Origin of the sequence: Croceivirga lutea (assembly GCF_014235875.1) — a bacterium.
Lineage (GTDB): Bacteria > Bacteroidota > Bacteroidia > Flavobacteriales > Flavobacteriaceae > Croceivirga > Croceivirga lutea.
Window position 1 is genome coordinate 421,820 of sequence record NZ_JACJUK010000002.1, and the last position, 25,354, is coordinate 447,173.

Annotated in this window: 25 protein-coding genes; 12 read left to right on the forward strand and 13 right to left on the reverse strand. The window is 35.3% G+C overall.

Going from position 1 to position 25,354, the window contains the following annotated elements; all coding sequences use genetic code 11:
- The first annotated feature begins 29 nt into the window (after positions 1-29).
- Positions 30-587 (forward strand): 5-formyltetrahydrofolate cyclo-ligase, encoded by a 558-nt coding sequence (locus H5V42_RS05385; RefSeq protein WP_185782104.1) that lies wholly within the window; start codon positions 30-32, stop codon positions 585-587.
- Here H5V42_RS05385 and H5V42_RS05390 read toward each other — a convergent pair.
- From H5V42_RS05390 to ileS, 4 genes are all read right to left on the reverse strand, one after another.
- Positions 584-1,204, reverse strand: coding sequence for a lipoprotein signal peptidase (locus H5V42_RS05390; protein ID WP_185782105.1), 621 nt, complete (start codon positions 1,202-1,204; stop codon positions 584-586). The two genes, H5V42_RS05385 and H5V42_RS05390, sit on opposite strands and share 4 nt — an antisense overlap.
- A 30-nt stretch (positions 1,205-1,234) precedes the next feature.
- The gene (locus H5V42_RS05395; RefSeq protein ID WP_185782106.1) at positions 1,235-1,795 is read right to left on the reverse strand and encodes a hypothetical protein; all 561 of its coding nucleotides are present in this window, start codon (positions 1,793-1,795) and stop codon (positions 1,235-1,237) included.
- Between the two features lie 70 nt (positions 1,796-1,865).
- Positions 1,866-2,249 carry a TraR/DksA family transcriptional regulator gene (locus H5V42_RS05400; protein ID WP_185782107.1) on the reverse strand — a complete coding sequence of 128 codons (384 nt, stop codon included), beginning with the start codon at positions 2,247-2,249 and terminating at the stop codon, positions 1,866-1,868.
- 2 nt (positions 2,250-2,251) lie between these two features.
- Positions 2,252-5,656, reverse strand: coding sequence for an isoleucine--tRNA ligase (gene ileS / locus H5V42_RS05405; RefSeq protein WP_185782108.1), 3,405 nt, complete (start codon positions 5,654-5,656; stop codon positions 2,252-2,254).
- Between the two features lie 154 nt (positions 5,657-5,810).
- Between ileS and H5V42_RS05410 the strand changes: the two genes are divergently transcribed.
- Positions 5,811-6,197, forward strand: a complete 387-nt coding sequence (locus H5V42_RS05410; protein ID WP_185782109.1) for a hypothetical protein — start codon at positions 5,811-5,813, stop codon at positions 6,195-6,197.
- Positions 6,198-6,256: 59 nt separating this feature from the next.
- On the opposite strand, the gene H5V42_RS05415 is transcribed toward H5V42_RS05410, so the two are convergent.
- The 5 genes from H5V42_RS05415 to H5V42_RS05435 form a co-directional block, all read right to left on the reverse strand.
- Positions 6,257-8,671, reverse strand: coding sequence for a TonB-dependent receptor (locus H5V42_RS05415; RefSeq protein ID WP_185782110.1), 2,415 nt, complete (start codon positions 8,669-8,671; stop codon positions 6,257-6,259).
- Between the two features lies 1 nt (position 8,672).
- Positions 8,673-9,392, reverse strand: coding sequence for a DNA repair protein RecO (recO, locus tag H5V42_RS05420; protein ID WP_185782111.1), 720 nt, complete (start codon positions 9,390-9,392; stop codon positions 8,673-8,675).
- 68 nt (positions 9,393-9,460) lie between these two features.
- Entirely contained in the window at positions 9,461-10,804 is a 1,344-nt protein-coding gene (gene gdhA / locus H5V42_RS05425) for an NADP-specific glutamate dehydrogenase (RefSeq protein WP_185782112.1), read from the reverse strand.
- 118 nt (positions 10,805-10,922) lie between these two features.
- Entirely contained in the window at positions 10,923-12,074 is a 1,152-nt protein-coding gene (locus tag H5V42_RS05430; protein ID WP_185782113.1) for a cystathionine gamma-synthase, read from the reverse strand.
- Positions 12,075-12,079: 5 nt separating this feature from the next.
- Entirely contained in the window at positions 12,080-12,541 is a 462-nt protein-coding gene (locus tag H5V42_RS05435) for a DinB family protein (RefSeq protein ID WP_185782114.1), read from the reverse strand.
- Between the two features lie 71 nt (positions 12,542-12,612).
- On the opposite strand from H5V42_RS05435, the gene H5V42_RS05440 reads away from it, so the two are divergent.
- From H5V42_RS05440 to H5V42_RS05450, 3 genes are read left to right on the forward strand one after another with little or no spacing between them, the layout of a single operon-like run.
- Entirely contained in the window at positions 12,613-13,305 is a 693-nt protein-coding gene (locus tag H5V42_RS05440; protein WP_185782115.1) for an aspartate/glutamate racemase family protein, read from the forward strand.
- A 51-nt stretch (positions 13,306-13,356) separates the two neighbouring features.
- A complete protein-coding gene (locus H5V42_RS05445) occupies positions 13,357-13,707 on the forward strand; it encodes an arsenate reductase family protein (protein WP_185782116.1) in 351 nt (116 codons plus the stop codon).
- Complete coding sequence (locus tag H5V42_RS05450; RefSeq protein WP_185782117.1) at positions 13,707-14,597, forward strand: DMT family transporter; 891 nt, start codon at positions 13,707-13,709, stop codon at positions 14,595-14,597. The genes H5V42_RS05445 and H5V42_RS05450 overlap by 1 nt, the downstream gene beginning before the upstream one ends.
- Here H5V42_RS05450 and H5V42_RS05455 read toward each other — a convergent pair.
- Complete coding sequence (locus H5V42_RS05455) at positions 14,592-16,703, reverse strand: outer membrane protein assembly factor BamB family protein (protein WP_185782118.1); 2,112 nt, start codon at positions 16,701-16,703, stop codon at positions 14,592-14,594. The two genes, H5V42_RS05450 and H5V42_RS05455, sit on opposite strands and share 6 nt — an antisense overlap.
- Before the next feature lie 95 nt (positions 16,704-16,798).
- Here H5V42_RS05455 and H5V42_RS05460 point away from each other — a divergent pair, with 95 nt between their 5' ends.
- Complete coding sequence (locus H5V42_RS05460; protein ID WP_185782119.1) at positions 16,799-17,983, forward strand: C40 family peptidase; 1,185 nt, start codon at positions 16,799-16,801, stop codon at positions 17,981-17,983.
- Here H5V42_RS05460 and H5V42_RS05465 read toward each other — a convergent pair.
- Positions 17,973-18,461, reverse strand: a complete 489-nt coding sequence (locus H5V42_RS05465; protein ID WP_185782120.1) for an acyl-CoA thioesterase — start codon at positions 18,459-18,461, stop codon at positions 17,973-17,975. The genes H5V42_RS05460 and H5V42_RS05465 overlap by 11 nt on opposite strands.
- A gap of 102 nt (positions 18,462-18,563) precedes the next feature.
- On the opposite strand from H5V42_RS05465, the gene H5V42_RS05470 reads away from it, so the two are divergent.
- From H5V42_RS05470 to H5V42_RS05495, 6 genes are all read left to right on the forward strand, one after another.
- Positions 18,564-19,538 carry an NAD(P)H-dependent flavin oxidoreductase gene (locus H5V42_RS05470; protein WP_185782121.1) on the forward strand — a complete coding sequence of 325 codons (975 nt, stop codon included), beginning with the start codon at positions 18,564-18,566 and terminating at the stop codon, positions 19,536-19,538.
- Between the two features lie 121 nt (positions 19,539-19,659).
- Complete coding sequence (locus H5V42_RS05475) at positions 19,660-20,628, forward strand: YheT family hydrolase (protein ID WP_185782122.1); 969 nt, start codon at positions 19,660-19,662, stop codon at positions 20,626-20,628.
- Positions 20,629-20,716: 88 nt separating this feature from the next.
- The gene (locus H5V42_RS05480; RefSeq protein ID WP_185782123.1) at positions 20,717-21,196 is read left to right on the forward strand and encodes a c-type cytochrome; all 480 of its coding nucleotides are present in this window, start codon (positions 20,717-20,719) and stop codon (positions 21,194-21,196) included.
- Positions 21,197-21,288: 92 nt separating this feature from the next.
- Positions 21,289-21,525: a DUF1059 domain-containing protein gene (locus tag H5V42_RS05485; RefSeq protein ID WP_185782124.1), complete on the forward strand. Its 237-nt coding sequence runs from the start codon at positions 21,289-21,291 to the stop codon at positions 21,523-21,525.
- Positions 21,526-21,530: 5 nt separating this feature from the next.
- A complete protein-coding gene (locus H5V42_RS05490) occupies positions 21,531-22,244 on the forward strand; it encodes a membrane or secreted protein (RefSeq protein WP_185782125.1) in 714 nt (237 codons plus the stop codon).
- A gap of 113 nt (positions 22,245-22,357) precedes the next feature.
- A complete protein-coding gene (locus tag H5V42_RS05495; RefSeq protein ID WP_185782126.1) occupies positions 22,358-22,648 on the forward strand; it encodes a hypothetical protein in 291 nt (96 codons plus the stop codon).
- On the opposite strand, the gene H5V42_RS05500 is transcribed toward H5V42_RS05495, so the two are convergent.
- Positions 22,645-24,222: a SulP family inorganic anion transporter gene (locus H5V42_RS05500; RefSeq protein WP_185782127.1), complete on the reverse strand. Its 1,578-nt coding sequence runs from the start codon at positions 24,220-24,222 to the stop codon at positions 22,645-22,647. The genes H5V42_RS05495 and H5V42_RS05500 overlap by 4 nt on opposite strands.
- Positions 24,223-24,302: 80 nt before the next feature.
- Entirely contained in the window at positions 24,303-25,271 is a 969-nt protein-coding gene (locus H5V42_RS05505) for a phytanoyl-CoA dioxygenase family protein (RefSeq protein ID WP_185782128.1), read from the reverse strand.
- Positions 25,272-25,354 lie beyond the last annotated feature (83 nt).

The following is a 25,354-nucleotide window of genomic DNA, read 5'->3' on the forward strand; positions in this document are numbered from 1 at the left end:
AAACTCCCCCGGATTAATCAACATAATCAATGTTGAAACAAGAACTTAGAAAGGCCTATAAAGCAAAAAGAGATGCGTTAAGCCTGAAAGATTTACAAGAATACAGTCTTAAAATTTCCAATAGGATATTACAACTTCCTATATGGAAATTTTCTTTTTTTCACCTCTTCTTACCTATTGCTCACAACAAAGAAATTGATACTGAACCATTACTTACTTTACTCTTAGGCAAAGACAAAAATGTTGTAATTCCGAAAGTTAATGGTAACAACTTAGACCATTTTCTACTCACAGATAACACCCAATTAAAATTAAATAAATGGGGTATTCCAGAGCCAGAAAACGGTATTGCAGTAAATGAAAAACAGATAGATGTAGTGTTTATACCACTATTAGCTTTTGATGAAAAAGGTAATAGAGTTGGTTATGGTAAAGGTTTTTACGACCGTTTTTTAGAGAATTGTAGACCCGAAACTATTAAGATAGGATTATCCTATTTTAAAGCTGAAAAAGAAATTTCTGGTATTGAAGAGACTGATATACCGCTAAACTATTGCGTTACCCCAGAAAAAACCTACTATTTCTAATCTTCGCTTTTAGCAAAAGCTCTTTTGTTAAAAATTATCAATACCGCTACACCTATACTAATGGCAGAATCAGCAATATTGAATATAGGTTCAAAAAATCTAAAATTACTACCCCCAAATTTTGGAACCCATTCTGGCCATCTGGTATCAATAAGTGGAAAGTAAAGCATATCTACAACCTTACCATGAAACAATTTACCATAAGGTTCATCAGAGAATAATGTGGCTATGCTGTTATGGCTGTCGTTAAAAATAACGCCATAAAAAACAGAATCAATAATATTACCTAAAGCACCGGCAAAGATTAAAGACACGGCCAAAATTAAAACACCTGGAGATTTCTTCTTAATAATATCATACAACCAATAACCAATACCAGCTATAGCAAATAGTCTAAATATGGTTAAAATTAATTTTCCTAAAGATTCTGATAACGGGAAAATATCACTCAATTTAGTACCCCATGCAGCACCTTCATTTTCAATAAAAAGAATTCTAAACCAACTAAAAACCTGAACAGATTCACCTAAAACAAAATTTGTCTTGATATAAACTTTTGAAATTTGGTCTATCAGCAAGATTAAAATTATAATTGCTAAAGATTTTTTAAGATTCATTTTTCTAAATAGATGCGGCAAAAATAGCCATTATAATTTGGTTCGTTGGATTTCGATATTTCCTTCTACTGTTGATAGCTCATAGGTAAAAATACCTTCTGGAATTTTAGCTGCTGTAACTTTTCCATAAACACTATTAGCCATAATAGAACCTTCATTTGTTTTTAAAAGCACATTGCCTTTTTGTGTTTTTATCTGAGCTCTTTCTGCTGTACCTAACAACACACAAGAACCTGACGCTAAACTGGCTGAAAACAATCTAAAGTCTCCTATGGCATTAATATTCGTTGAAGCACCAAACATTTTAACTCTAGCGTTTTCTGGTACAACCACCTTTAACTCAATAGAAACAAATGTAAGCGCACCAAACTTGGTGTCTCTTTCTAAATAATTGGGTTGAAATACTGTACTTACAAGAAGATTATTACCATCTTCTTCAATAGTTACCACAACATCTTCTTTGTCTGTGCCACCAACTTCAGCTTCAATTTCTATATGATTGGTTTTTTGAGTTATAATTGAAATGCTATAACAACCTGTTAAATCAAAACTTACTTCTTGTATCTCTGGATTAAATATGGATTTCACCATTTTCTTTTGTGCACTGGTGAAACAACAACATAGCCAAAAGAAAATAATGGGTATAGTAAACCGCATAGGTCTACTTTTGCATATTCTTTGCCTCAATACTTAATGTAGCGTGTGGTACTAATTTTAAACGCTCTTTATTGATTAATTTACCTGTTACACGGCAAATACCATAGGTCTTGTTCTCAATTCTTAGAAGTGCGTTTTTAAGGTCTCTGATAAACTTTTCTTGACGAATAGCTAACTGCGTATTTGCCTCTTTACTCATAGTTTCAGAACCCTCTTCAAAAGCTTTAAAGGTAGGCGAAGTGTCATCTGTACCATTATTACCGTCATTCATATATGAACTTTTTAAAAGGTCTAAATGACTTTTAGCTTTTTCTATTTTTTCTTCGATGATTGATTTGAATTCTGCCAAATCTGCATCTGAGTATCTAATTTTTAAATCGTCTGCCATTTTCAATGCTTTTTAATCAACAATTTTGTGTTCACGTTGTCGAAGTCTACGACAATGCCTTCATCCAAATTATCAACTAACATTAAATTTGCTGTAAGCGTTTCGCTTTTTAAATAATGCTCGTTGCTTGCAATGGCTTCTTCGACATAGCCATCTTTTTGGACCTTTAGTTCTATTTGGTCTGTAACCTCTAAACCAGATTCTTTTCTTAAATTTTGAATGCGGTTAACCAATTCTCTTGCTACACCTTCTTTCTTAAGCTCTTCATCAATAGTAACGTCTAAAGCTACTGTAAGGGGTCCAGAGTTGGCAACCAGCCATCCCTCAATATCCTGAGAGGTTATTTCTACATCCGTTAACTGTAATTTAATTGTTTTAGTATTTAGGTTAACTGAAATTTCGCCCTCCTGTTCAATTTTTGCGATATCCTCTTGACTAAACTTTGATACTACCCCAGCAATCTGCTTCATTTCTTTACCAAATTTTGGACCCAATACCTTAAAATTCGGCTTAATCTGCTTAACTAAAATATCAGAAGCGTCGTCCATCAACTCAATACCTTTTACGTTAACTTCTGATTTTATTAATTCAGAAACTGATTCCAAAGTTTCTTTTTGATGGGCATTCAACACCGGAATCATTACTCGTTTTAATGGCTGTCTGACTTTAATCTTTTCTTTTTGTCTAATTGACAATACTAAAGAAGAAACCTTTTGCGCAGTTTGCATTTTTTCTTCTAAAGTTTGATTTACCGCTTGATCATTAAACTCTGGAAAGTTTGCTAAATGCACACTTTCATGACTTTCTTTCTGGGTAACTGCGTTTAAATCTTTATACAGCTGATCAGCAAAAAAAGGTGCTATAGGAGCCATTAATTTTGCGGTTACTTCTAAACAGTGATACAATGTTTGGTATGCAGATATTTTATCTTCTTGATAGTCACCTTTCCAAAACCGTCTTCTACTTAATCTAACATACCAGTTACTTAGATTTTCTTGAACAAAATCAGAAATTGCCCTCGCAGCTTTGGTGGGTTCATAGTCGGCATAGGCCGAATCAACTTTATTAATTAACGTATTAAGTTCAGAAAGTATCCACTGATCTAACTCAGGTCTTTTTGCTAAGCTTATTTGTTCTTCACTGTTGGTAAAACCATCAATATTAGCATACAGTGCAAAAAAAGAATAGGTGTTATAAAGTGTACCAAAAAACTTGCGTTTTACTTCTGCAACCCCGTCAATATCAAACTTTAAATTGTCCCAAGGGTTTGCATTAGAAATCATATACCAACGTGTTGGGTCAGCACCATGTTCTTTAATAGTTGCAAAGGGGTCAACAGCATTGCCTAGACGTTTAGACATTTTTTTACCCTCTTTGTCTAGAACTAAACCATTTGACACTACATTTTTATACGCCACAGAATCAAAAACTAGTGTTCCGATAGCATGTAAAGTATAAAACCATCCACGTGTTTGGTCGACACCCTCGGCAATAAAATCTGCCGGATATGTAGTACCCTTGTCAATAAAATCTTTGTTTTCAAAAGGGTAGTGCCATTGTGCGTAAGGCATAGAACCACTATCAAACCAAACATCAATTAAATCAGATTCACGTTTCATTGGTTTTCCACTTTTAGAAACCAATGTAATTTGATCAACAATGTTTTTGTGTAGGTCTATTTTATCGTAGTTAGCTTCGCTCATATCGCCAACCACAAAATCTTCAAAAATATCAGTATCCATAAATCCGGCTTCAATAGCTTTAGCCATTTCTTCCTTCAATTGCGCTACTGAACCAATAATGATGGCTTCTTTACCGTCGTCTGTTCTCCAAATAGGTAAGGGTATACCCCAATAACGTGAACGTGATAAATTCCAGTCGTTTGCGTTAGCTAACCAATTGCCAAATCTACCTTCACCTGTAGATTTTGGTTTCCAATTAATACCCTGATTTAATTCGAACATACGGTCTCTGACCTTTGTGATTTCTATAAACCAAGAGTCTAACGGATAATATAAAATTGGCTTATCTGTACGCCAACAATTTGGATAACTGTGTAAGTATTTTTCAACTTTGAACGCTTTGTTTTCAGTTTTTAATTTAATGGCTAGCTCAACGTCAACAGATTTTTCTGGAGCTTCACCAGCATTATAATATTCATTTTTAACATACTTACCACCAAGTTCTTGTAACTCTGGACGAAACCTACCCTGTAAGTCTACTAAAGGTACCGGATTGTTATTTTCATCTAATACCAACATTGGTGGTACTGGCGGATTTGCCTGTTTTGCCACCATAGCATCATCAGCACCAAAAGTTGGGGCAGTATGTACAATACCTGTACCGTCTTCTGTTGTTACAAAATCTCCAGCAATAACTCTAAAGGCATCTTCTGGGTTTTGATAAGGCAAAGTGTAATCTAATAATTGTTCATAACGTGTACCAACTAGTTCTTTGCCTTTAAGTTCAGTAATAATTTTAAAGGGTATTTTCTTTGCACCTGCTTCAAAGGAGTTAAAATCTTCATCAGATTCGGCCTCATAAAACTTTCCTGAAAATTGTTTACCCACCAAAGCTTTTGCCACTATTACGTTTACTGGCTCAAAAGTGTACTGGTTAAAAGACTTAACCAATACATAGTCTATTTTTGGGCCTACCGTTAAAGCGGTATTAGATGGCAAGGTCCAAGGGGTGGTTGTCCATGCAATGAAATAAATTTCTCCTTTTTCTTTTAACGCTGCCGGCAAGGTTTCATCAATTGCCTTGAACTGGGCTGTTACAGTAGTATCTGTAACATCTTGGTATGTTCCTGGCTGGTTAAGCTCATGCGAACTTAAACCTGTACCTGCCTTTGGAGAATAGGGTTGAATAGTGTAACCCTTATAAATTAAACCTTTATCATAGATTTGTTTTAAAAGCCACCAAACACTCTCCATGTATTTGCTCTTATAGGTTATGTAGGCATCATCAATATCTGCCCAATACCCTATTTTCTCTGTCATATCTACCCAAACATCTGTATAACGCATCACCGCTTTTCGGCAAGCATCATTATATTCTTCGACAGAGATTTTTTTACCAATATCTTCTTTGGTAATGCCTAATTCTTTTTCAACTCCAAGTTCTATAGGTAAACCATGAGTATCCCAACCTGCTTTACGTTTTACTTGAAAACCTTTCATGGTCTTATAGCGAGGAAAAATATCTTTAATGGTACGTGCCATTACATGGTGTATACCAGGCATACCATTAGCAGAAGGCGGCCCTTCATAGAAAACAAAATTATCTTTGCCATCTCTTGAAGAAACACTTTTCTCAAAAATATTTTCTTGCTTCCAAAAAGCAAGAATCTCTTCTCCAACTTTTGGAAGGTTAAGTCCTTTGTACTCTTTAAACCTCTTACCCATTCTTCTTATTCATGAAAGTTTGCAAAACTAAAAAAATAAGCGTTACTAAGCTTAGTCTCAAAGTGCTATATTTAACTAAATAATAATCTATTAACATAAATAGTAAGTGACTTTTTAATTCTATTTGTGTCTAACTATCAAAACCTATTAAGTAATGAAAAAAGTAATTTTTGCCGTAATGGCATTTGTAATGGTTGCAGGAACCACTATTTCTTGCAAAGAAGCCGCTAAAAAAGCAGAAGAAGCTGCTGATGCAACTGAAAACGCTATGGACCAAGCAGGTGAAAACCTTAAAGAAGCTGGTGAAAATATAAAAGAGGCTGGTGAAAAAGCTATGGATGAAGCCAAGGAAGCTGGCGATTCTTTAAAAGAGGCTGGTGAAAAAGCTGTAGATAGCTTAAAAGCAGCTGGTGAAGCTGGAATGGAAAAAGCTAAGGAAATGGGTGAGGATGCCAAAAAAGCTGTAAATGAAGCTGGAGAAGATGCTAAAAAAACAGTTAATGAAGCAGCTGACAAAGTTAAAACAGCAACTGACCACTAAGAAACTATTTAAACATCCAATTTCAATCCTGTTCAACTTTTTGAGCAGGATTTTTTTATTTAAAATCGATATCCTAAACCTAAAATTAAATTAATCCCTGGAGCTGTAATACCAGAAGAGTAGGTTCTATAACGTTGGTCTGTTATGTTTTCTAACGCAAGATTAAAAGTAAGTGCATTGGTAACAACATAATTTGACCTAAAATTTAAGGTGTACCATGACGGAGAAAATGGGTTTCCATTTTCATCAACCGCATAAATGTAATCTTTAGACTGTTCTGAAATGGCCAAGTCATTTGCAGCTATTTCACCATTGTAATTCACAAATACACTGGCTTTTAGTTTATCCTTTTTGTAAATTAAATGCGCATCTGCAAATGTTGGCGCAGCATGCCTAGAGGCAGAATCTGTGCCGTTATCATCTTCTTCAACACCCTTGGTTAAAGTAAGATTTCCTTTAAAAGACCAATTTTCATTCATAAAGGCATCCACACCAAATTCAAATCCATATACATAAGCTTTAGCTGCATTTTGTATAGCTTGTACTTGGCTCATTTCGCCTTGGTATTCTATTTCTGTAGCTCCATTGAAATTAAAATTTCTACGTACTAAAGCATCAACTAAATAGGTATAATACGTAGCTCCTTTTAGAATTAATACATCGTTAAAGTTTTTCTGAATTCCGAAATCGATATTGTATGCGTACTCAGGTTCTAAATCTGGATTGGGTACTACTACAGCACCCGGTTCTGAATCAAATATCTTTCCAATATCATCAATGTTAGGGGCTCTAAATCCTGTAGAGCTATTCAAGGTAACTTGAAAATTTTCTTTTGGAAACCAGCTAAAACCTAGACTTCCGGTTAATGCGCCTGTAATTATATCCGCCTCTTCAAACGGAAAAGCATAATATTCTTCATCAAACTGTGCATCTACCCAAACTTGACTGTATCGAATACCAGATAAAACGGTGAAATTGGGTTTGTATGTGTATTCTCCATTCCAATACCCTGCAAAGGTTTGCCATGTAGCATCATTTGGATACCGTGAAGCAATACCACCTGTCTCGGCAGTTTCAATATTTACAAACGAACCTTCAGAACCTACTTTATTAAAAATATATTCTGCACCATAATACATCTGTAATGCTCCAATTCGTTTGTTTTCAAAATCTAAATTTAACGATAAGGCATCAACCGTTTCTGTATTACTGTTACGAATGGGGTTATTAAAATCACGGTTATGTCTACTCTCTTCAAAAAATTGATAGGCCGTTGTTAACTTTACCCCATCAAAAAATTTATTTTTCCCTTTTTTGGTGATTTGCCCATTAGCCATAAACCATTTTTGAGGACCGTAAAACCATTCTGCCGAACGAAGTCCCATACCGTCTGAAGATGGCCTAATTAAACGGTCATATCTAGAATATTCTGAAGTTTCTGAATAATGCAGACCTAAATTATAATCCCAATTAGTATTGGGCTTGTATCTAAATTTTTGCAAAAAGTTTACCTGACTATAGCCAGAAGGTACTTGCTTTTTAAAATTGCTGTTTGCAACCACCACATCTTGCCCATTTTTTCTTTCTACAAAAGTTGGCCGCAAATAGGATTCAGGGCCATGAGTACCCATAGTTAAGTCTCCAAAATTGTTGTAGGTAAAACTGGTATAAGATGCCCAAGTTTGATGACCTAAATTAAGGTCTAGGTGTACCGTGTTTTCAGCATTGGCTGTTGAAAACCGGTAAGCCGAACTACCTGAAACGGCCAAGCTATCAGTAAATGAAAAATAGGGTTGTTGTGTATAAAAATTCATTACCCCACCAATGGCATCACTACCATAAATTACAGAACCAGGTCCAAAAAGTACCTCAGTTTTTTTAATCGTAAAAGGGTCTATAGAAATAACGTTTTGAACATTACCTCCTCTAAAAATGGCAGTATTCATACGAACACCGTCTACAGACAACAGTACTCTATTTGTGGCAAAGCCTCTTATCATTGGACTGCCTCCGCCTAACTGACTTTTTTGCACAAAAACTTTTCCGCTATTTTGCAATAGGTCTGCAGCGGTTTGCGGATTGGTAAATGCGATTTCTTTAGCATCTATATTCTCAATTTTTTGTGGAATGTTCTTTCGTTGCTGTTGCCATTTAGAAATAGACATTACCACCTCATTCAGTTGTTCTGGTTTACTGTTAAGATAAATGGTATTACCCCGAGCTTTAATTTTTTTTGGAGTGGTTTGTATTATTTCATAACTCAAATGCGAAAGGGTAATTTTTTCATTTAACCCAAAAACTGAAATATTTGCTCTACCATCAAAATCAGTAATTGCAGTTTTACTTTTATCAGCATTGTAAAAAACACCATTTAACACCGGAAAACCAGACTCCGCATCTAAGACTATTACCTCTTGACTATAGCTTAAACTGGTAAAAAGACAAATTAATAGTATACTATAAAATTTCTGCATATTACTGAAATACAGCATTTAAAACTGCTAAAGACTTTGGTTTTCTAAATCCTTGTAAGTGTAATTCGTAATACAAAATCCACTTATTTAGCAATTCTAGCCTGTGTTGTTTGGTTGTTTTGATTTGCATAATTGCATCAAAATTTATGCCCAAAAACCTTTTTAAAAGAGTATTTGCTTCATTTTCTAATAACGGATTTAAATTAGGTGTGGTTCTAAAGTTTCCTTCAAGCAAATCAAAATAGTTGCCATCTGTTTGGGATTCATCTGGATAAAACCCTAAAAACTTAGTAAGATTTACTAAAAAAAGTATATGATAATTAGGGTTTGCATGGTTCTCGTCTAACCAAATAAGACTATACTCTAGGTAATTGTACAATGCTTGCTCTTTTTGCTCTTCTTGAATAGAGTTGCTAAGCATTTCTGATAAGAATAAAACAATGCTATTTTTTATAATATTGCTGTGTATAGTTTTATAGGGATGAACAACCTTAGCTTCTTTAATGCGCTCCAAAGTGCCCTTATTTTTATGATATGCCACAAGTTCTAGTTGGGTAAGCGGTTGAAAAAGTGCAGGTTTAAGCTTACCTTTTTTAGAAGCTAATACGCCTTTAAGCAAATACGATTTAATCCCGTCAGAAGCAGTAAACGCTTTAACAATTAAACTAGTATCGCCATATTTAATTGCAGATAATACAATGGCTTTTGTTGTTACTTGCATACCCCAAATATAAAAACCTGCTTATCAACTTTAAGACAAGCAGGTTTTAATAGTTATTTGAAATTTTATTAGATAACGCCTTGCGCTAACATAGCATCTGCAACTTTTACGAAACCTGCAATGTTGGCCCCTTTTACATAGTTGCAATAGCCGTTTTCTTCTTTACCATATTCAATACAAGAATTATGAATATCATTCATAATACCTTTTAAACGCTCATCTACTTCTTCCCTTGTCCAGCTTATGCGTAATGAGTTTTGAGACATTTCTAAACCTGAAGTTGCAACACCACCAGCATTTGACGCTTTACCAGGTGCAAATAAAATTTTAGCTTCATGAAAAGCATGAATAGCTTCTGGTGTAGAAGGCATGTTAGCTCCTTCTGCTACTGCCATACAACCATTTTTAAGTAGTGTTTTGGCATCTTCTCCATCTAACTCGTTCTGGGTTGCACAAGGTAGTGCCACATCACAAGCCACTTCCCAAGGGGTTTTACCTTTATGGTATTCAGCTGAAGGATATTTTTCTACATACTCAGAAATTCTTCCACGTTTGTTATTCTTTAAATCCATAACCCAAGCTAACTTTTCTTCATCTATACCATCTTTATCATAGATATATCCGCCAGAATCTGAAAGCGTTACAACTTTACCGCCTAAGTGCATCACCTTTTCGGCAGCAAATTGCGCTACATTACCAGAACCTGAGATGACAACATTTTTACCTTCAAAAGTTTCACCCTTAGTTTGTAACATACTATCGGCGAAATAAACAGTACCATAACCTGTAGCCTCTGGGCGAATTAATGAACCACCCCATGAAATACCTTTACCGGTTAATACTCCAGTAAATTCATTTCTTATCTTTTTATATGCACCAAATAAGAAACCAATTTCTCTAGCACCTACACCAATATCACCAGCTGGCACATCTGTGTTTGGACCAATATGTCTACATAATTCTGTCATAAATGCGTGACAGAAGCGCATAATTTCATCGTCTGACTTACCTTTTGGGTCAAAATCTGAACCTCCTTTACCGCCCCCCATTGGCAATGTGGTAAGACTGTTTTTAAATACCTGCTCAAAGGCTAAGAATTTTAATACGCTGGCATTAACCGTTGGGTGAAAACGCAATCCGCCTTTATACGGGCCTATTGCAGAGTTCATTTGAATACGATACCCTCTATTTACATGAATCTCTCCATCATCATCAACCCATGCTACTCTGAACGAAATTAAACGTTCAGGCTCTACCATACGCAATAAAATATTCTTACCATGATATATATCTTTTGTAACTATGTATGGGATAACTGTTTCGGCCACTTCTTGGACCGCTTGGATGAATTCTGGTTCATGTCCGTTTCTAGACTTCACCTCATCCATGAATGCTTTAATTTTTGCTTCCATAAAAAATTGATAAGTTTTTAAGTGAGACCTCTATTTTTGAGGGTATTTTATCAAATATTCAATTTAACGGCAAAATTATGCTTTTTGTATAATCTGTAGCGTAAATTTTGCAAATACTTTAACGTAAAGCTTGTTCTAAATCATCTATTAAATCTGAGACATGTTCAATTCCCACACTTAACCGTATTAAGGCATCTACTATTCCACGAGATTCACGTTCTTCTTTAGACATACTTCCATGAGACATTGTGGCCGGATGACCTACTAAACTTTCTACCCCGCCCAAAGATTCTGCTAAGGTAAATAGCTTGAGTTTAGATAAAATATTTGTGGCATTTTCAATGGTATTTGTTTTGGGTATAAAAGACAACATACCCCCATATGCTTTCATTTGAGCTTTAGCTACTTTATGATTGGGATGCGACTTAAATCCAGGCCAAAATACCTTAGTAACCTTAGAATGATGCTTTAAATATTTGGCTATTTCTGCAGTATTTTCAGCATGACGCTGCATTCGAACATGTAAAGTTTTAATTCCTCTAAGAGTTAAAAACGCATCCATTGGTCCGCAGATTGCGCCACTAGCATTTTGTATAAAATACAATTTGTCTGCTAGCATTTTATTGTTAACGACCACAGCGCCCACAACCACATCACTATGACCTCCTAAATATTTAGTAGCGGAATGCATTACAATATCTGCTCCTAAATTCAATGGCTGCTGCAAATAAGGTGTGGCAAAAGTGTTATCTACGGCCACTAAAATAGAATGCTTTTTGGCTACTTTACTTACTGTTTTTATATCTACAATATTCAAAAGTGGATTTGTAGGCGTTTCTACCCATATCATTTTAGTTTTTGAGGAAATTAAATCTTCTAGCGTATGCATGGAATGCATCTCAACGAAACTAAATTTGATACCATAGCCTTCATAAATTTTGGTGAATAAGCGAAAACTACCCCCATATATATCTTTAACCGCTATAATTTCATCACCGGGTTGGCATAATTTGAGTATGGCATCGATGGCGGCCATTCCACTTGCAAACGCCAACCCGTATGCACCATTTTCTAGACTCGCAACCGAATTCTCCAATGCCGTTCTTGTTGGGTTTGCGCTTCTAGCATAAGCATACCCTTTATGATTACCTGGCGTGTCTTGGGCAAAAGTAGATGTTTGGTAAATTGGTGGCATAACCGCACCATAACCTATATCTGGCTCTTGGCCACCGTGAATTGCTTTTGAATTAAAATTCAGCTCCTTTTTCATGTGAATTACCCATTAATAGCTCTTACCAATGCTAAAATACTTCCTAGATGCAAACCTTCATGAAATACATTAAAGGCCACAGCATCATCAACATTATTTAGTGTAACATTTGCACTTGTGGTATAACTATTAAAACTATTAAACTCTTTGGCTTTATAGTCTTTTTCAGTTTTTTCAGGTAATTCAAAAAGTAGTTTTTTTATGGTTTCTACCTCTTTTAAACTAGGTTTCCCGTTGGGAAACGTACCCTTACGATAGTTGTCAACTATTTCTTTGTCAATATTTAATGGTAAACCACTTAAACCATACACAAGTAATTGCTGCGTTACCACAACATGGGCAATATTCCACCAGATATTATTATTAAAACCGTTTGGAATGGTATATAGTTGATGGTCATTAAGTTCCGTTAGGTATTTGCTCAATATTTTTCTGTTTTGAAACGTAATTGTAAATAGTGAATCCATGTATAATCATTTAGGTTAAAAATAGGCCTTTAAAATTGAAATAAGTTTCTTTGTATAAATCTGTTTTAGCTATGAAAATCATTGGTCTTTTAGGGGGAATGAGCTGGCAATCTTCAAAATTTTATTACCAATATATAAATGAATTAATTGCACAAAAATTTGGTAGTACTCATTCTGCAAGAATTTTGATGAGCTCTGTAAATTTTAATGAAATTGAACGGCTTATGATGCAAGATGATTGGTTAGCCATTGGGCAATTGATGGCTAAAGAAGCAAAACGATTACAAGATGCTGGTGCTGACTGTTTGCTTTTAGGCACCAATACAATACACATAGTTAGTTCTGCTATAGAAAAAGCTATCTCTATACCATTTTTGCATATTGCACGTGCCACTGGTACCCAAATTGTAAAAAAAGGAATTTCAAAAGTGGCCCTTTTGGGTACTAAATTTACTATGGAGAAAAATTTTTATACTAAAATTCTACAGAACGAATTTCAACTAGAAATTGTTATCCCTAATGAAGTTGAACGCCAATTACTTCAAGCATTAATTTTTGATGAACTGGTTCAAGGCGTTTTCTCTGAAGAAGCAAAAAACACGTGTATTCAAATTATTAAAAGACTAGAAAAACAAGGAGCGCAAGGAGTTATTTTAGGCTGTACAGAACTACCCATCTTATTAGCTGAAGAAAGCATACCCATCCTTTCTTTTGACACTACATTAATACATTCAAAAGCCGCTGTAGATTTTGCTTTAAATTAAAGTGTTCCATATTAATTGATTTTATTTGTAAGGACAATTATTTCTTAAATCATGAAAAAAATATATCATTTAGCTACTTGTAAAACTTGCCAGAAAATTTTAGCAGAATTGGAACCACTTGATGGTGTTGAAATTAGAGAAATAAAAGCTAAAGGTGTTACCCCTGAAGAGTTAGAAGAAATGCGAGCTTTGACAGATTCTTACGAATCTTTGTTTAGTAGACGAGCTATGTTATTTCGTCAGCGCGGGTTGAACAACCAAGAACTTACAGAAGAGGACTATAAAAACTTAATTTTAGAACACTACACCTTTTTAAAAAGACCTGTTGTAGTTGTAGACGACCAAATTTTTATTGGTAACGCCAAAAAACAGGTAGAAGGAGCCAAAGCTGCTTTACATTAATGAGTCAACGAACTCTTGCCTTTTTGGCCGCAATTGGAGCAACTACAATTTATGGGTTAAACCATACCATTGCCAAAGGGGTAATGCCCCATTATGTGCAGCCTTTTGGATTTATTTTCCTTAGGGTCACTGGTGCTAGTATCTTATTTTGGCTTATCTCTTTTTTTGGCCCAAACGAAAAAATTGCTAAAAAAGACTGGCCAAGAATTGTACTCGCTGCTGTGCTCGGGATGGTTATTAATATGCTTGCCTTTTTTAAAGGACTTCAATTATCTACCCCCATTAATAGCTCTGTTTTGGTCACAATAAGCCCAATTATAGTAGTCATACTTTCGGCTTTAATTTTACAAGAGAAAATAACCTTAAATAAAACTATAGGTATTTCTCTTGGTTTTGTTGGCGCACTAGTTTTGATATTATTTGGTGCTGAGTTACGGCAAGATGCTCCAAATATCCCGTTAGGAAACACTTTATTGGTTGTTAACGCCATTTCATATGGTGCGTATTTGGTGGTTGCTAAAAAATTACTAGAAAAATACCATCCGTTCACCTTAATGAAATGGATGTTTACTATAGCAGTCGTAGTTAATTTTCCAATTACCTTTGGTGAGTTTGCGCTTATTGAATGGAGCACCTTGCCGCTTTGGGCCTACGGTGCCATTGCCTTTGTTATATTAGGCACTACTTTTTCAACCTATTTGTTTAATATTTTTGCCATGACACAATTAAAAGCCAGCACTATCGGGGCTTTTATTTATGTACAACCTGTTGTGGGAATTGTTTTTGCTATTCTAGCTGGCAAAGACGCATTAACCTCAATTAAACTATTGGGTACAGCTTTGGTTTTACTTGGTGTGTATTTAGCGAGTAAAAAGGTAAAAAAATCATAACCCAAAAGTTACCAAAAGATTCCCCTTATCTGTTCCTAGTTTTTCACCTCCACAAGCTAACGTTATATATTGCTTTCCACTTATACTGTACATAGCTGGTGTTGCAAATGATGCAAAGGGGAGTTTAATTTCTCTCAATAAATCTCCCGTATGCCGGTCGTAAATTCTAAAAAAACCATCTTTTGTAGCAGCAATAAAGAGTAATCCATTTTCGGTTATGATTGGTCCACCATAGTTTTCGCAACCCGTGCCATAAATTCCTTTTGCTAACAATTCTGGCGTTTCTCCAAATGGTACACTCCATTGATACTCACCGGTATTCAAATCAATTGCATGTAGCGTTCCCCATGGAGGAGAAATACCCGGTAATCCATTTTTATCTAAAAACTTGGTGTATCCTTTATGTTTAAAAGGTAGTTGTGGTGTACTGTCGAGTGTATTTGCGGTTATTTCAAATTTATCTTGTTCTTCAAAAAGAAAGCCTACTAAAGCATTTGCCTCTTTAACACTAATTTGTGGAAAGCCTGGCATCATACCTTTTCCATTATTAATTAATTCACCTAGCTGGTCCTTAGAAAAATTATTCTTTATTCCTATTAAAGAAGGATATCCACTTGCGGCAATACCCCTGCGGTCTTCTTTATGACAAACCATACAATATTTGTCGTAGGTTTGTTGTCCTAGTGGTAGCTTTTTTAATGCTTTTTTAGCGGCACTTTTCATTTGTAGCAACCATGCCATTTCATTGCTATTTACGTATAAAATTCCATTTTTGGGGTCAACACCCGCCCCACCCCATTCTGCGGCTCCATCATAACCAGGCAATAAAAAAACTGGAGAAAGCGCAGGTGGAGCATAAATTCTTTTATCTGCATTAACTAATACATTTCTAAGTGAATCTTTATCTGGTGCAAACGGACTTATATCTGATTCTGAAAGTTCATTAGCTTGTCTTGCAAATGGCTTGGGTTTAATTGGAAAAGGTTGAGTGAGCCAAGCTTCTTCACCCATTAACACTGTGGCAGGAACTGGCTTTTCTTTTATGCTAAAAAGCGGCACTCCTGTTTCTCTATGAAACAAAAACACATAGCCCTGTTTGGTCACTTGAGCTACAGCTGGTACTGTTTTGCCTTCCTGTTTTACATTTAAAAGATTGGGAGGGGCTGGCGGGTCTCTATCCCATAAATCATGATGGGTAAATTGAAAATGCCATTGGTATTCACCAGTGTTGGCGTCTAAAGCTACCAGACTATTGGCATAAAGATTACTTCCTTTTCTAAACCCACCATAAAAATCTGGCGACGCAGAACCCGTTGGAACAAAAAGAAGTTCTCTTTCAGAGTCTAAAGCCATTCCTGCCCAGTTATTTGCTCCTCCTGTGGTTTCGCTAGCTCTTACATTGGTATTGCCCCAAGTTTCGTTTCCTGGTGAGCCTTTTTCTGGTATGGTTTTAAAAACCCATGCTACTTCTCCTGTTTTTACATTGAATGCCAAAACATCACCTAGTGCTCCTCCAATATCTTCTGAAACACGTAGTGGCATTATTATTTTATCCTTAAAAATTGTTCCTGGGGTATTGCTAATTACAAATTTGTCCTTTTCACTATCTGGCAGTCCACTTCTCAAATCTATTTTGCCATTTTGTCCAAAGCTCTGAATAGGTTTCCCGGTTATAGCATTTAAGGCATATAAATAGCTCCCTATGGTATAAAATATGCGTTTGTCTTCACCTTCTTCCCAATAACTGACTCCTCGGCTTGTACTATGCCAAACTTTTAAAGAATCACCAAAACGCCATACCTCTTTTCCTGTGCGTGCATCTAAGGCGAATGCTCGTAAGGCGGCACTTACGCCATATAGCAAGGTATCCACTACTATCGGATTCATTTGCATTTGGCCTACATCGGGTGCTTCATAAGTCCAAACTACTTTTAAATCGTTGATATTTTCTTTCGTAAAACCATTAAGAGTTGTAAAATGGCTGCGCGATGGGTCACCTAAATAACTTTGCCAAGTAGTAAATTCTTTTGTGGCTAAGGATTGCTCTTTTGATATACAGGAATGCAATAGAAAACTCAAAATAACTAATGGAATAAAAAGCTTCATAACACCTGATTTTCTTAAAAATACAATCTTTATATTGTTTTTCGAACCACTATTAAATAGTCGTATTGTTTACTTTTATAATTCATCATTTTGTTATGAACAAAACAGTACTTCTTTTTTTATTCTTTACCATTCTATGGAGTTGTACCAATACTCCAAAGCAAGACATCCAAGATTTAACAACTGAAATAAAAGACATTCAAAAAAACTATGCTCCAGATAAACGTGTAGCTTGGTTTCAAGTTAGCGCAGAAAAATCTGGTAGTCAATATATTTTAAATGGTGAAAGTAATTTACCCGAGGCGGTAGAAACATTTAAATCAAAATTAGACGATAAGGGGATTTCTTATATAGATAGTATTACACTTTTACCACATAAAAATCTAGACGGTCTCACTCACGGAATTATTACAATATCTGTAGCCAATTTACGCTCAAAACCAAAACACTCGGCAGAACTTAGCACACAAGCTACCTTAGGCACCCCGGTAACTATTCTAAAAAAAGAGGGGAAATGGTATTGGATTCAGACTCCTGACGGATATTTAGCTTGGGTAGACCACGGAGGCTTAAAACCTATGCTGCCAAATGCGTTTGCAGATTGGGAACAAGCCAAAAAAATTATCTACACAAGCACTTATGGTCACGCATACAAAACGGAAAATACCAATTTGATTGTTTCTGATATGGTGGCAGGAGCTATTTTAAAATTGATAAAGGAAACATCTCAATATTTTAATGTTGCATACCCTGACGGGCGTAGTGCATTTATTCGTAAAGATGAAGCTGAATTATTTGATTTATGGATGGAAAATTTAAACCCAAACGAAGACCAACTCGTAACCACGGCACAACGTTTAATGGGTGTTCCTTACCTGTGGGGCGGAACATCTGCAAAAGGGGTTGATTGTAGTGGGTTTACCAAAACTATTTATTTTTTAAATGGAATAGTTTTACCCCGAGATGCTTCTCAACAAGTTCATGCAGGTATTGAAGTTGACACTAGCAAACAATTTGAAAACTTACGCAAAGGAGATTTACTCTTTTTTGGAAGAAAAGCCACTGATACCACAAAAGAGCTCGTAGTTCATGTTGGCATGTGGATAGGTAATAACGAATTTATACACTCTTCTGGTCAAGTAAAAATTGGTAGCATGGACCCTGAAGCTGACAATTACGACTCAGCAAACAAGGCCCGATATTTACGTACTAACCGTTACCTTAATCAACTAGATTCTGGTTTTATCAATTTAAAAGAATCTACTGTATTTAAGAACTAACTGTAGTTAAATTCTTTGGCACTCGAGCAAATTTACGTGTGTCTTCTTTAGTAAGGGTCCTAAATTCTTCTTCTTTTTCTATGGTTGCAAAAGCATCCATAAACACCTGTGGTAAAGCGGTTAGTTTTCTTGTAGACAAATCCATCCAAGCGCCCATCATTTCACAACGGGCAAAATTTCTTCCTTCTGCATCATAAAAATTATGTTCAAACTCAAAGAACATTCCGTCTTCACTCATTCCCTTTAAACCTAAAGACACTTTTATGGGTTTACCCGCAAAAGCTTCTTTAAAATAATACACATGTTCGTAAAATACTACTGGTCCTATTTCATATTTGGCCATAGATTTCTGATTAAAACCTAATTGACCTAAAAAAGCCATTCTGGTATGACTCATAAAATTGATGTAAGCTGAATTGGCTAAATGTCTGTTGGCGTCTAAATCACTCCAACGAATGTCAAATTCTTTGTAAAACATAGTTTATTTTGTTATGCATGCATAGTATCTTTCAAAAATAACATAGATTTGATAACCGCAACTAAAAAACCTTAGTTTTATAACTATCTTAAGAATACAACTATGTCTAAAAAAGCTTCATTTATAAACGATTTATCATTACCTGCTATAGCAGCTCCAATGTTTTTAATTTCTGGACCTGAGTTGGTTATTGAATGTTGTAAAAACGGAATTGTTGGAACTTTTCCAGCTTTAAATCAACGTACAAGTGAAGGCTTTGAAGAATGGTTAATTCAAATTAAATCTGAACTGCAAAAATGGGAAGAAGAAACGGGTAAAAAAGCCGCTCCTTTTGGTGTTAATATAGTTGTTCACCCAACTAATCCAAGAGTTGAAGCTGATGTTAAACTCTGTGTAAAACACCAAGTACCTTTAGTAATTACTTCTTTAGGAGCTGTTCAAATGGTGGTTGATGCAATTCATAGTTATGGAGGACTAGTTTTTCATGATGTTATTAAAAAAAGACATGCTCAAAAAGCAGCCTCTGCTGGTGTTGACGGTCTTATTTTGGTTGCTGCTGGTGCTGGCGGACATGCCGGAACCATTAATCCAATGACTTTAGTGGCAGAAACAAAAACGTTCTTTGATAAAACCATTATTCTTTCTGGTTGTATTAGTACGGGCAGAGATATTGCTTCAGCAATGCAAATGGGAGCAGATTTGGCGTATATGGGTACTCGCTTTATCAATACCAAAGAAAGTTATGCGCCAGAAGATTATCAAAAAATGATTGAAGATGCTGGAGCCAGTGATGTTACCTATACCGCTGCTATTTCTGGTGTACACGCTAATTTCTTATCGGCCAGTTTAGAAGCTGCAGGTTTAACCGAAGAAGATTTAGAAAAAGACCAAAAAATAGATTTTGGCAAAGAGTTAGATACAGAGCATAAGGCTTGGAAAACAATTTGGAGTGCAGGACAAGGTTCTGCGACCATACATGATACGCTTACTGTAAAAGATTTGGTTGGTAATTTAAAAACAGAGTTTAAAACCGCCATAGAAGAGCAAAATAGGCTTTTAGAAACATTTCCAAAATAATAACCTTTTTACTACGCTATTGTTAAGTGAGTTAATCACTTTAATTTTTTTTAAAATATAACTTTTGGGGTTGTGCTAACCTTCAATAAAAATGTAGTTTGGTAATATAAACATAGTTTTTATGCCGCTAATACCATCTAATTACAAACCTCCTTTTTTATTTAGAAATGGCCATTTTTCAACTATTTATGCGGGCCTCGTAAGAAAGGTTAATGGGGTTACGCAAAAAAGAGAACGACTTAACTTAATCGACGGCGATTTTTTAGATATTGATTGGAGCCAAGCTAAAGTTCCAACTAACAAAGTGGTGGTGTTGTTACATGGATTAGAGGGTGACGCGCAACGCCATTACATTACAGGTAGTGCAAAAAAATTAAACCATAATGGCTACGATTGTTGCGCCGTAAATTTTAGGGGTTGTAGCGGTGAACCTAACAAATTATACCGATCTTACCATTCGGGAGCTACAGAAGATTTAATAGCGGTAGTTAACCATATAAAAACTACAAAAACGTACTCCCAGATATATATAATGGGTTTTAGTCTAGGTGGAAATTTACTGCTAAAGTATTTAGGTGAAGGTAATCAAGTACCTAAAGAACTAAAAGCTGCGGTTGCCATTTCTGTTCCCTGCAATTTAAAAGATGCTTGTAACCAATTACTACAATCAAAAAATGCATTGTATTCTGCACGATTTAAAAAAAACTTATTAGCTAAACTTCGCGTAAAAAATAAAATGTTTCCAGCTTATATTTCGGAAAATGAAATTAAATCTATTGTAACCCTAAAAGATTTTGATAACATATATACTGGGCCAGCGCACGGATTTAAAGACGCAGACGATTATTACAACAAATGCAGCTGTAAACAATTTCTAACGGCTATAGTAAAACCCAGTTTAATTCTTAACGCTAAAAATGATTCTTTTTTAGGAGACGATTGTTACCCTTATGAAGAAGCTAACATCAATACTAACCTATATTTAGAAACTCCCGAATTTGGTGGTCATGTTGGGTTTTGGGGAAGAAATAATATAAGCTACGCTGAAGAACGAGCACTAAGTTTCTTTGAACAGTTTGCTAAAAACTAAACTATTTAAATTTTATAGTTAAGATTATCAACTTCTGCTGTGTAAGCTCGTAGATTTACATATATTAGTAGTTCTCAATTAAACAAAAATGAAAAAAGTACTTCTAATGTTAGCCATGGGCGCATTTATTGCAAGCTGTGGTGATAAAAAAGAAAAAAAAGAAGATGGTTTTGAAGTAAGTAGAACCAAAACCGAAGAAAAAGCAGCGGATAAAAGTGAAGGTGTTCCTGTTGATTTAAGTAACAAAGGCGTAGGTCCAATTAAGAATGTAGAATTTGCAGATGAAATTGACCAAGAAATGGCTGCCAGTGGTGAAGCACAATTTAATGCCATATGTGTTGCTTGTCATCAAATTGAACAACGTATGATTGGCCCAGCTATGAAAGGGGTGTATAAAAGAAGAAGTCCGGAATGGGTTATGAATATGATTTTGAATCCTGACGGAATGCTAAAAGAAGACCCTATTGCAAAAGCACTTTTAAAAGAATACAACAATGCAATTATGCTTAATCAGAATTTAACTGAAGAGCAAGCACGAGAAATAGCTGAATATCTTAGAACGATATAACAGTAATAAAAACATAACACCAAGCCGCTCTCAAAACATTGAAAGCGGCTTTTTTTGTACCTTTTAAGAACAATCTTAAAACTATTACACTCATGAGAACAATGACATGCAGAGAACTTGGAGGAGCATGTGACACCCCTTTCACAGCAGAAACATTTGAAGAAATTGCAGCGATGAGTAAACAACATGGTATGCAAATGTTTCAACAAAAAGATGCTGCGCATTTAAAAGCTATGGAAGAAATGAAATCTGTAATGCAAAACCCTGAAGCCATGCAAAAATGGTATGAAGCTAAACGCGCTCAATTTGAATCTTTACCTAATACGTAATCATCATGAAAAAAATCACATTTACCTTACTATTAACTATCACTTTTTATTCCTTAAATGCACAAAATTTACAAGGTGCATGGGAAAGTACCACTAAAATTAACAATGCTAATATTAGTTTAAAAAACGTAACAATTTTTTCTTCTAATCATTGGGCAACCACAGTATTTGACGATAAAACAGGGTACTTCTATACTACTAAAGGTGGAAGCTATGAACTAAATGGCAACGCACTTACACAAATTGTAGCGTTTGATGCTACTAATAAAGATGCTGTTGGAAAAACTATAACTACAGAAATTGATTTATTTGAAAACAGTTTTTCAGTGGCAAATTCCAAAATAACGTATTCGAGAATAGATAACGGTACTCCTGGAGATTTGGCAGGCGCATGGTTAATTTCTGGCCGAAAAAGGGATGGAGAAATTCAAAAAAGAGATACCAACAGACCAAGAAAAACTATGAAGATACTATCAGGCACTCGTTTTCAATGGATAGCTTACAATACAGAAACCAAAGAATTTTTGGGTACAGGAGGTGGTATTTACACTACTAAAAACGGCAAATACACTGAGAAAATTGGATTTTTCTCTAGAGATAATTCTCGAGTTGGTGCTAGTTTACAGTTTGATTATAGTATTGAAAATGGTGATTGGCATCATTCAGGCTTGAGTAGTAAAGGGCAACCTATTTATGAAATCTGGACTTTAAGAAATTAATATATTCTTATAAAGAATAATATATTATTCAATTATTAATAGATTTTTAGTGTTTTTAATAGTTTTTTTGTAACAAAAATTGATTTATAGCAACTTATAATAAATATAGTATTATGGGTTCAGCTAGTCAACCAATGCTTGTTATTAAAGCAAATAGAGCCCTTCTTAAAAAAAGGGTAGGTTATCAAGAAATAAGTAAAAAATACAAGGGGTATGTAAACGATACGCAACTAGAGTTTAAAGAATTAACCCCTTTTGAAAAGAAAAAACTAAAATATAAAATTAGGGCTCAAGCCAAAAAAGATAGGAAAGAAGAAATTAATCATTACCTAATAGCTTTTGGCTTTCTTTTAATAATTCTCTCAGGGCTATTTTTACTGTTTAATGCTTTACTTAGTGTTTAAAACTTATCAGCAACAACTTTATAGGTAGGGTCTTCTAAAACATTTACTTCAATAATATCATTTGCGTTTTTAAGTAAACGCCTACAGTCTTTGCTTAAATGTTTTAGATGTACCTTTTTACCTGCTTTGGCATAACGTTCTGTAATTTTATTTAAGGCTTCAATACCAGACATGTCTGCTACTCTACTTTCTGCAAAATCAATAATAATTTCTTCAGGGTCATTTAACACGTCAAACTTTTCTGCGAACAGAGTTGTTGATCCAAAAAACAATGGTCCGTATATCTCATAATGCTTAACTCCGTTTTCATCAACGTGTTTTCTTGCTCTAATGCGCTTAGCGTTTTCCCATGAATATGCTAAAGCAGAAATTATAACTCCCAATAAAACAGCCACCGCTAAATTGTGGGTAATTGCCGTAATAAGGGTAACCAAAACCATGACGATAACATCAGAATTTGGCATTTTTCTGAAAGTTTTAAAGCTAGCCCATTCAAAAGTTCCAATGGCTACCATAAACATTAGTCCTACCAAGGCAGCCATAGGTAAACGTTCAATTAAACTAGAACCAAACATGATAAAAACCAACAACATTACAGCAGCGGTTATACCAGATAATCTTGCTCTAGCTCCAGAAGATGTATTTATTAAACTTTGACCAATCATTGCACAACCGCCCATACCAGATAAAAATCCAGATAAAATATTTGCTGTACCCTGAGCTACACATTCTTTATTACCTCTACCTCTTGTTTCTGTAATCTCGTCTATGATATTTAGGGTTAACAAGCTTTCAATTAAACCAACACCTGCAACAATACCAGCGTATGGAATAATAATCATAAACGTTTCCCAGGTAAAAGGAATATTTGGAATAGATACTGGTGGAAAACCCCCTTTAATACTTTCGCCCTCTGGCATTATATCAGCAACTGTCATGGTATTAACTCCAAAACCAATTACAATGGCTGAAACCACTAAAATTGCAACTAATGATGAAGGCACTACCTTAGTTAGTTTAGGTAAACCCCAAATGATAAGCATGGTTAATAAGGTCAACCCTAACATAATGTAAAGAGATTCTCCAGATAATAAATCACCTGTTTCTTTATCATAAAAGTTGGGAAATTGAGCCATAAAAATGATGATAGCCAAACCATTTACAAAACCAAACATTACCGGTTGTGGTACCAAACGAATAAATTTACCCAACCTAAGAACTCCTGCAAGTATTTGAAGCACCCCTGCAATAATTACAGTTGCAAAGGTGTAATTGAGTATGGTTATTGGTTCAATTCCAGGAAAAGTTCTTTTTAACTCTAGAATTAAACCTACAAAAATAACAGCTACAGCTCCTGTTGCACCAGATATCATTCCTGGTCTACCTCCTAAAATTGAAGTTACCAAAGCCAATACAAATGCAGCGTATAAACCTGTTAAAGGTGAAAACCCAGGAATTAAGGCAAAAGCAATTGCTTCTGGTACTAAGGCAAGCGCCACCGTTAAACCTGATAAAATTTCGGTTCGGTAATTTACTTTCTGAGAAAAATCAAAAAGGTTGAGATATTTTTGCATGGCTAAGAATTGAAGCCGGCAAAATTAAGGGTATTCTATAAAACATTCAGTAATTCTTAGATTTTTAAGAATTTGGTAATCTACCACACTTTTAGTCCCAGTAATCTTTCTCCCAGCGCATTAAGTTTAGCAGTTTCATATTTATTTTGCTCCCAATTTCTTGGGTCACCTGGAAAAGCGTACCCTTCAGGAGCTACTCTATTCTTCCAAGAATGAATTCTCCAATTACGTAAATCCTCATTGTCTTCTTCTGCTGGCATCATTGAAATGTATTGTGCAATACGCACCTTATTACCAGATTTATTAGGTCGAATGCCATGCGGTTGTGTGCTGTTGAAGATTAGCAAATCACCAGCCTCCATTTTTACCTTTACAATCTTATCTTCTAAACCTGTAATATTTGGTTGAAAATGGTCGCGGTCTTCTGGTTGAGTTAGCTTCCAAGTATCGTAATTTCTATACAACCAAGGAATACACTGAAAGCCTCCCATATTTTCATCTGTTTGGTCTGCTAAGGCCAAAACCCCTTGTACATTTTGAGGTCTGGTCTCGGGGTCATAATCCCAATGAATAAAGCCTTTCTTATTTTCTCCGGGTCTTTGCGGAAAATTGAGATTAGCCCTATCAATAGTTACCCAAAGTTTTTCAGTTCCCCAAACATCAACAAAAGCATCATAAACACGTTGCATTTGCCTGTTGTTCCACAGCATTTGATTATTATATACTTCTACCATTCCTGTACCGGTAAGCTCTTTCATTTTCATTTCTGCTCTTGGTGGCGCATACCAAGTTTCAGGATTATTCGGGTCTTTCTCATCAAACTCCCACAAGAAATCTGCTGTTGCTTTTGCTTGTTCTTTAGGTACTGCATTCTTAATAATAATGTACCCGTTTTCTACCCAGAAATTCCAATCATCTTCTGAGAGTACACGTAAGGGTTTACCGTTACTTCTATCATTTAATTTTTGCTTACTACTCGTTGCTGTTGAAGGATTCCCCGGTATTTCTTCATGTGCCTTATTGGCCATTTCAATATTGTCTGTTTTCATTTTGTTTAGTTTTATGATGTTTAAAAGTAGTTTTTAGAATACTCAAAAACCTTCCGAATTTTAGCCATTATTTGTACTATATT

Excerpts from the sequence above, each read along its gene's own strand:
- H5V42_RS05385 (WP_185782104.1), top strand. The coding sequence starts at position 30 with ATGTTGAAACAAGAACTTAGAAAGGCCTATAAAGCAAAAAGAGATGCG.
- H5V42_RS05390 (WP_185782105.1), bottom strand. The coding sequence starts at position 1,204 with ATGAATCTTAAAAAATCTTTAGCAATTATAATTTTAATCTTGCTGATA.
- H5V42_RS05395 (WP_185782106.1), bottom strand. The coding sequence starts at position 1,795 with ATGGTGAAATCCATATTTAATCCAGAGATACAAGAAGTAAGTTTTGAT.
- H5V42_RS05400 (WP_185782107.1), bottom strand. The coding sequence starts at position 2,249 with ATGGCAGACGATTTAAAAATTAGATACTCAGATGCAGATTTGGCAGAA.
- ileS (WP_185782108.1), bottom strand. The coding sequence starts at position 5,656 with ATGGGTAAGAGGTTTAAAGAGTACAAAGGACTTAACCTTCCAAAAGTT.
- H5V42_RS05410 (WP_185782109.1), top strand. The coding sequence starts at position 5,811 with ATGAAAAAAGTAATTTTTGCCGTAATGGCATTTGTAATGGTTGCAGGA.
- H5V42_RS05415 (WP_185782110.1), bottom strand. The coding sequence starts at position 8,671 with ATGCAGAAATTTTATAGTATACTATTAATTTGTCTTTTTACCAGTTTA.
- recO (WP_185782111.1), bottom strand. The coding sequence starts at position 9,392 with ATGCAAGTAACAACAAAAGCCATTGTATTATCTGCAATTAAATATGGC.
- gdhA (WP_185782112.1), bottom strand. The coding sequence starts at position 10,804 with ATGGAAGCAAAAATTAAAGCATTCATGGATGAGGTGAAGTCTAGAAAC.
- H5V42_RS05430 (WP_185782113.1), bottom strand. The coding sequence starts at position 12,074 with ATGAAAAAGGAGCTGAATTTTAATTCAAAAGCAATTCACGGTGGCCAA.
- H5V42_RS05435 (WP_185782114.1), bottom strand. The coding sequence starts at position 12,541 with ATGGATTCACTATTTACAATTACGTTTCAAAACAGAAAAATATTGAGC.
- H5V42_RS05440 (WP_185782115.1), top strand. The coding sequence starts at position 12,613 with ATGAAAATCATTGGTCTTTTAGGGGGAATGAGCTGGCAATCTTCAAAA.
- H5V42_RS05445 (WP_185782116.1), top strand. The coding sequence starts at position 13,357 with ATGAAAAAAATATATCATTTAGCTACTTGTAAAACTTGCCAGAAAATT.
- H5V42_RS05450 (WP_185782117.1), top strand. The coding sequence starts at position 13,707 with ATGAGTCAACGAACTCTTGCCTTTTTGGCCGCAATTGGAGCAACTACA.
- H5V42_RS05455 (WP_185782118.1), bottom strand. The coding sequence starts at position 16,703 with ATGAAGCTTTTTATTCCATTAGTTATTTTGAGTTTTCTATTGCATTCC.
- H5V42_RS05460 (WP_185782119.1), top strand. The coding sequence starts at position 16,799 with ATGAACAAAACAGTACTTCTTTTTTTATTCTTTACCATTCTATGGAGT.
- H5V42_RS05465 (WP_185782120.1), bottom strand. The coding sequence starts at position 18,461 with ATGTTTTACAAAGAATTTGACATTCGTTGGAGTGATTTAGACGCCAAC.
- H5V42_RS05470 (WP_185782121.1), top strand. The coding sequence starts at position 18,564 with ATGTCTAAAAAAGCTTCATTTATAAACGATTTATCATTACCTGCTATA.
- H5V42_RS05475 (WP_185782122.1), top strand. The coding sequence starts at position 19,660 with ATGCCGCTAATACCATCTAATTACAAACCTCCTTTTTTATTTAGAAAT.
- H5V42_RS05480 (WP_185782123.1), top strand. The coding sequence starts at position 20,717 with ATGAAAAAAGTACTTCTAATGTTAGCCATGGGCGCATTTATTGCAAGC.
- H5V42_RS05485 (WP_185782124.1), top strand. The coding sequence starts at position 21,289 with ATGAGAACAATGACATGCAGAGAACTTGGAGGAGCATGTGACACCCCT.
- H5V42_RS05490 (WP_185782125.1), top strand. The coding sequence starts at position 21,531 with ATGAAAAAAATCACATTTACCTTACTATTAACTATCACTTTTTATTCC.
- H5V42_RS05495 (WP_185782126.1), top strand. The coding sequence starts at position 22,358 with ATGGGTTCAGCTAGTCAACCAATGCTTGTTATTAAAGCAAATAGAGCC.
- H5V42_RS05500 (WP_185782127.1), bottom strand. The coding sequence starts at position 24,222 with ATGCAAAAATATCTCAACCTTTTTGATTTTTCTCAGAAAGTAAATTAC.
- H5V42_RS05505 (WP_185782128.1), bottom strand. The coding sequence starts at position 25,271 with ATGAAAACAGACAATATTGAAATGGCCAATAAGGCACATGAAGAAATA.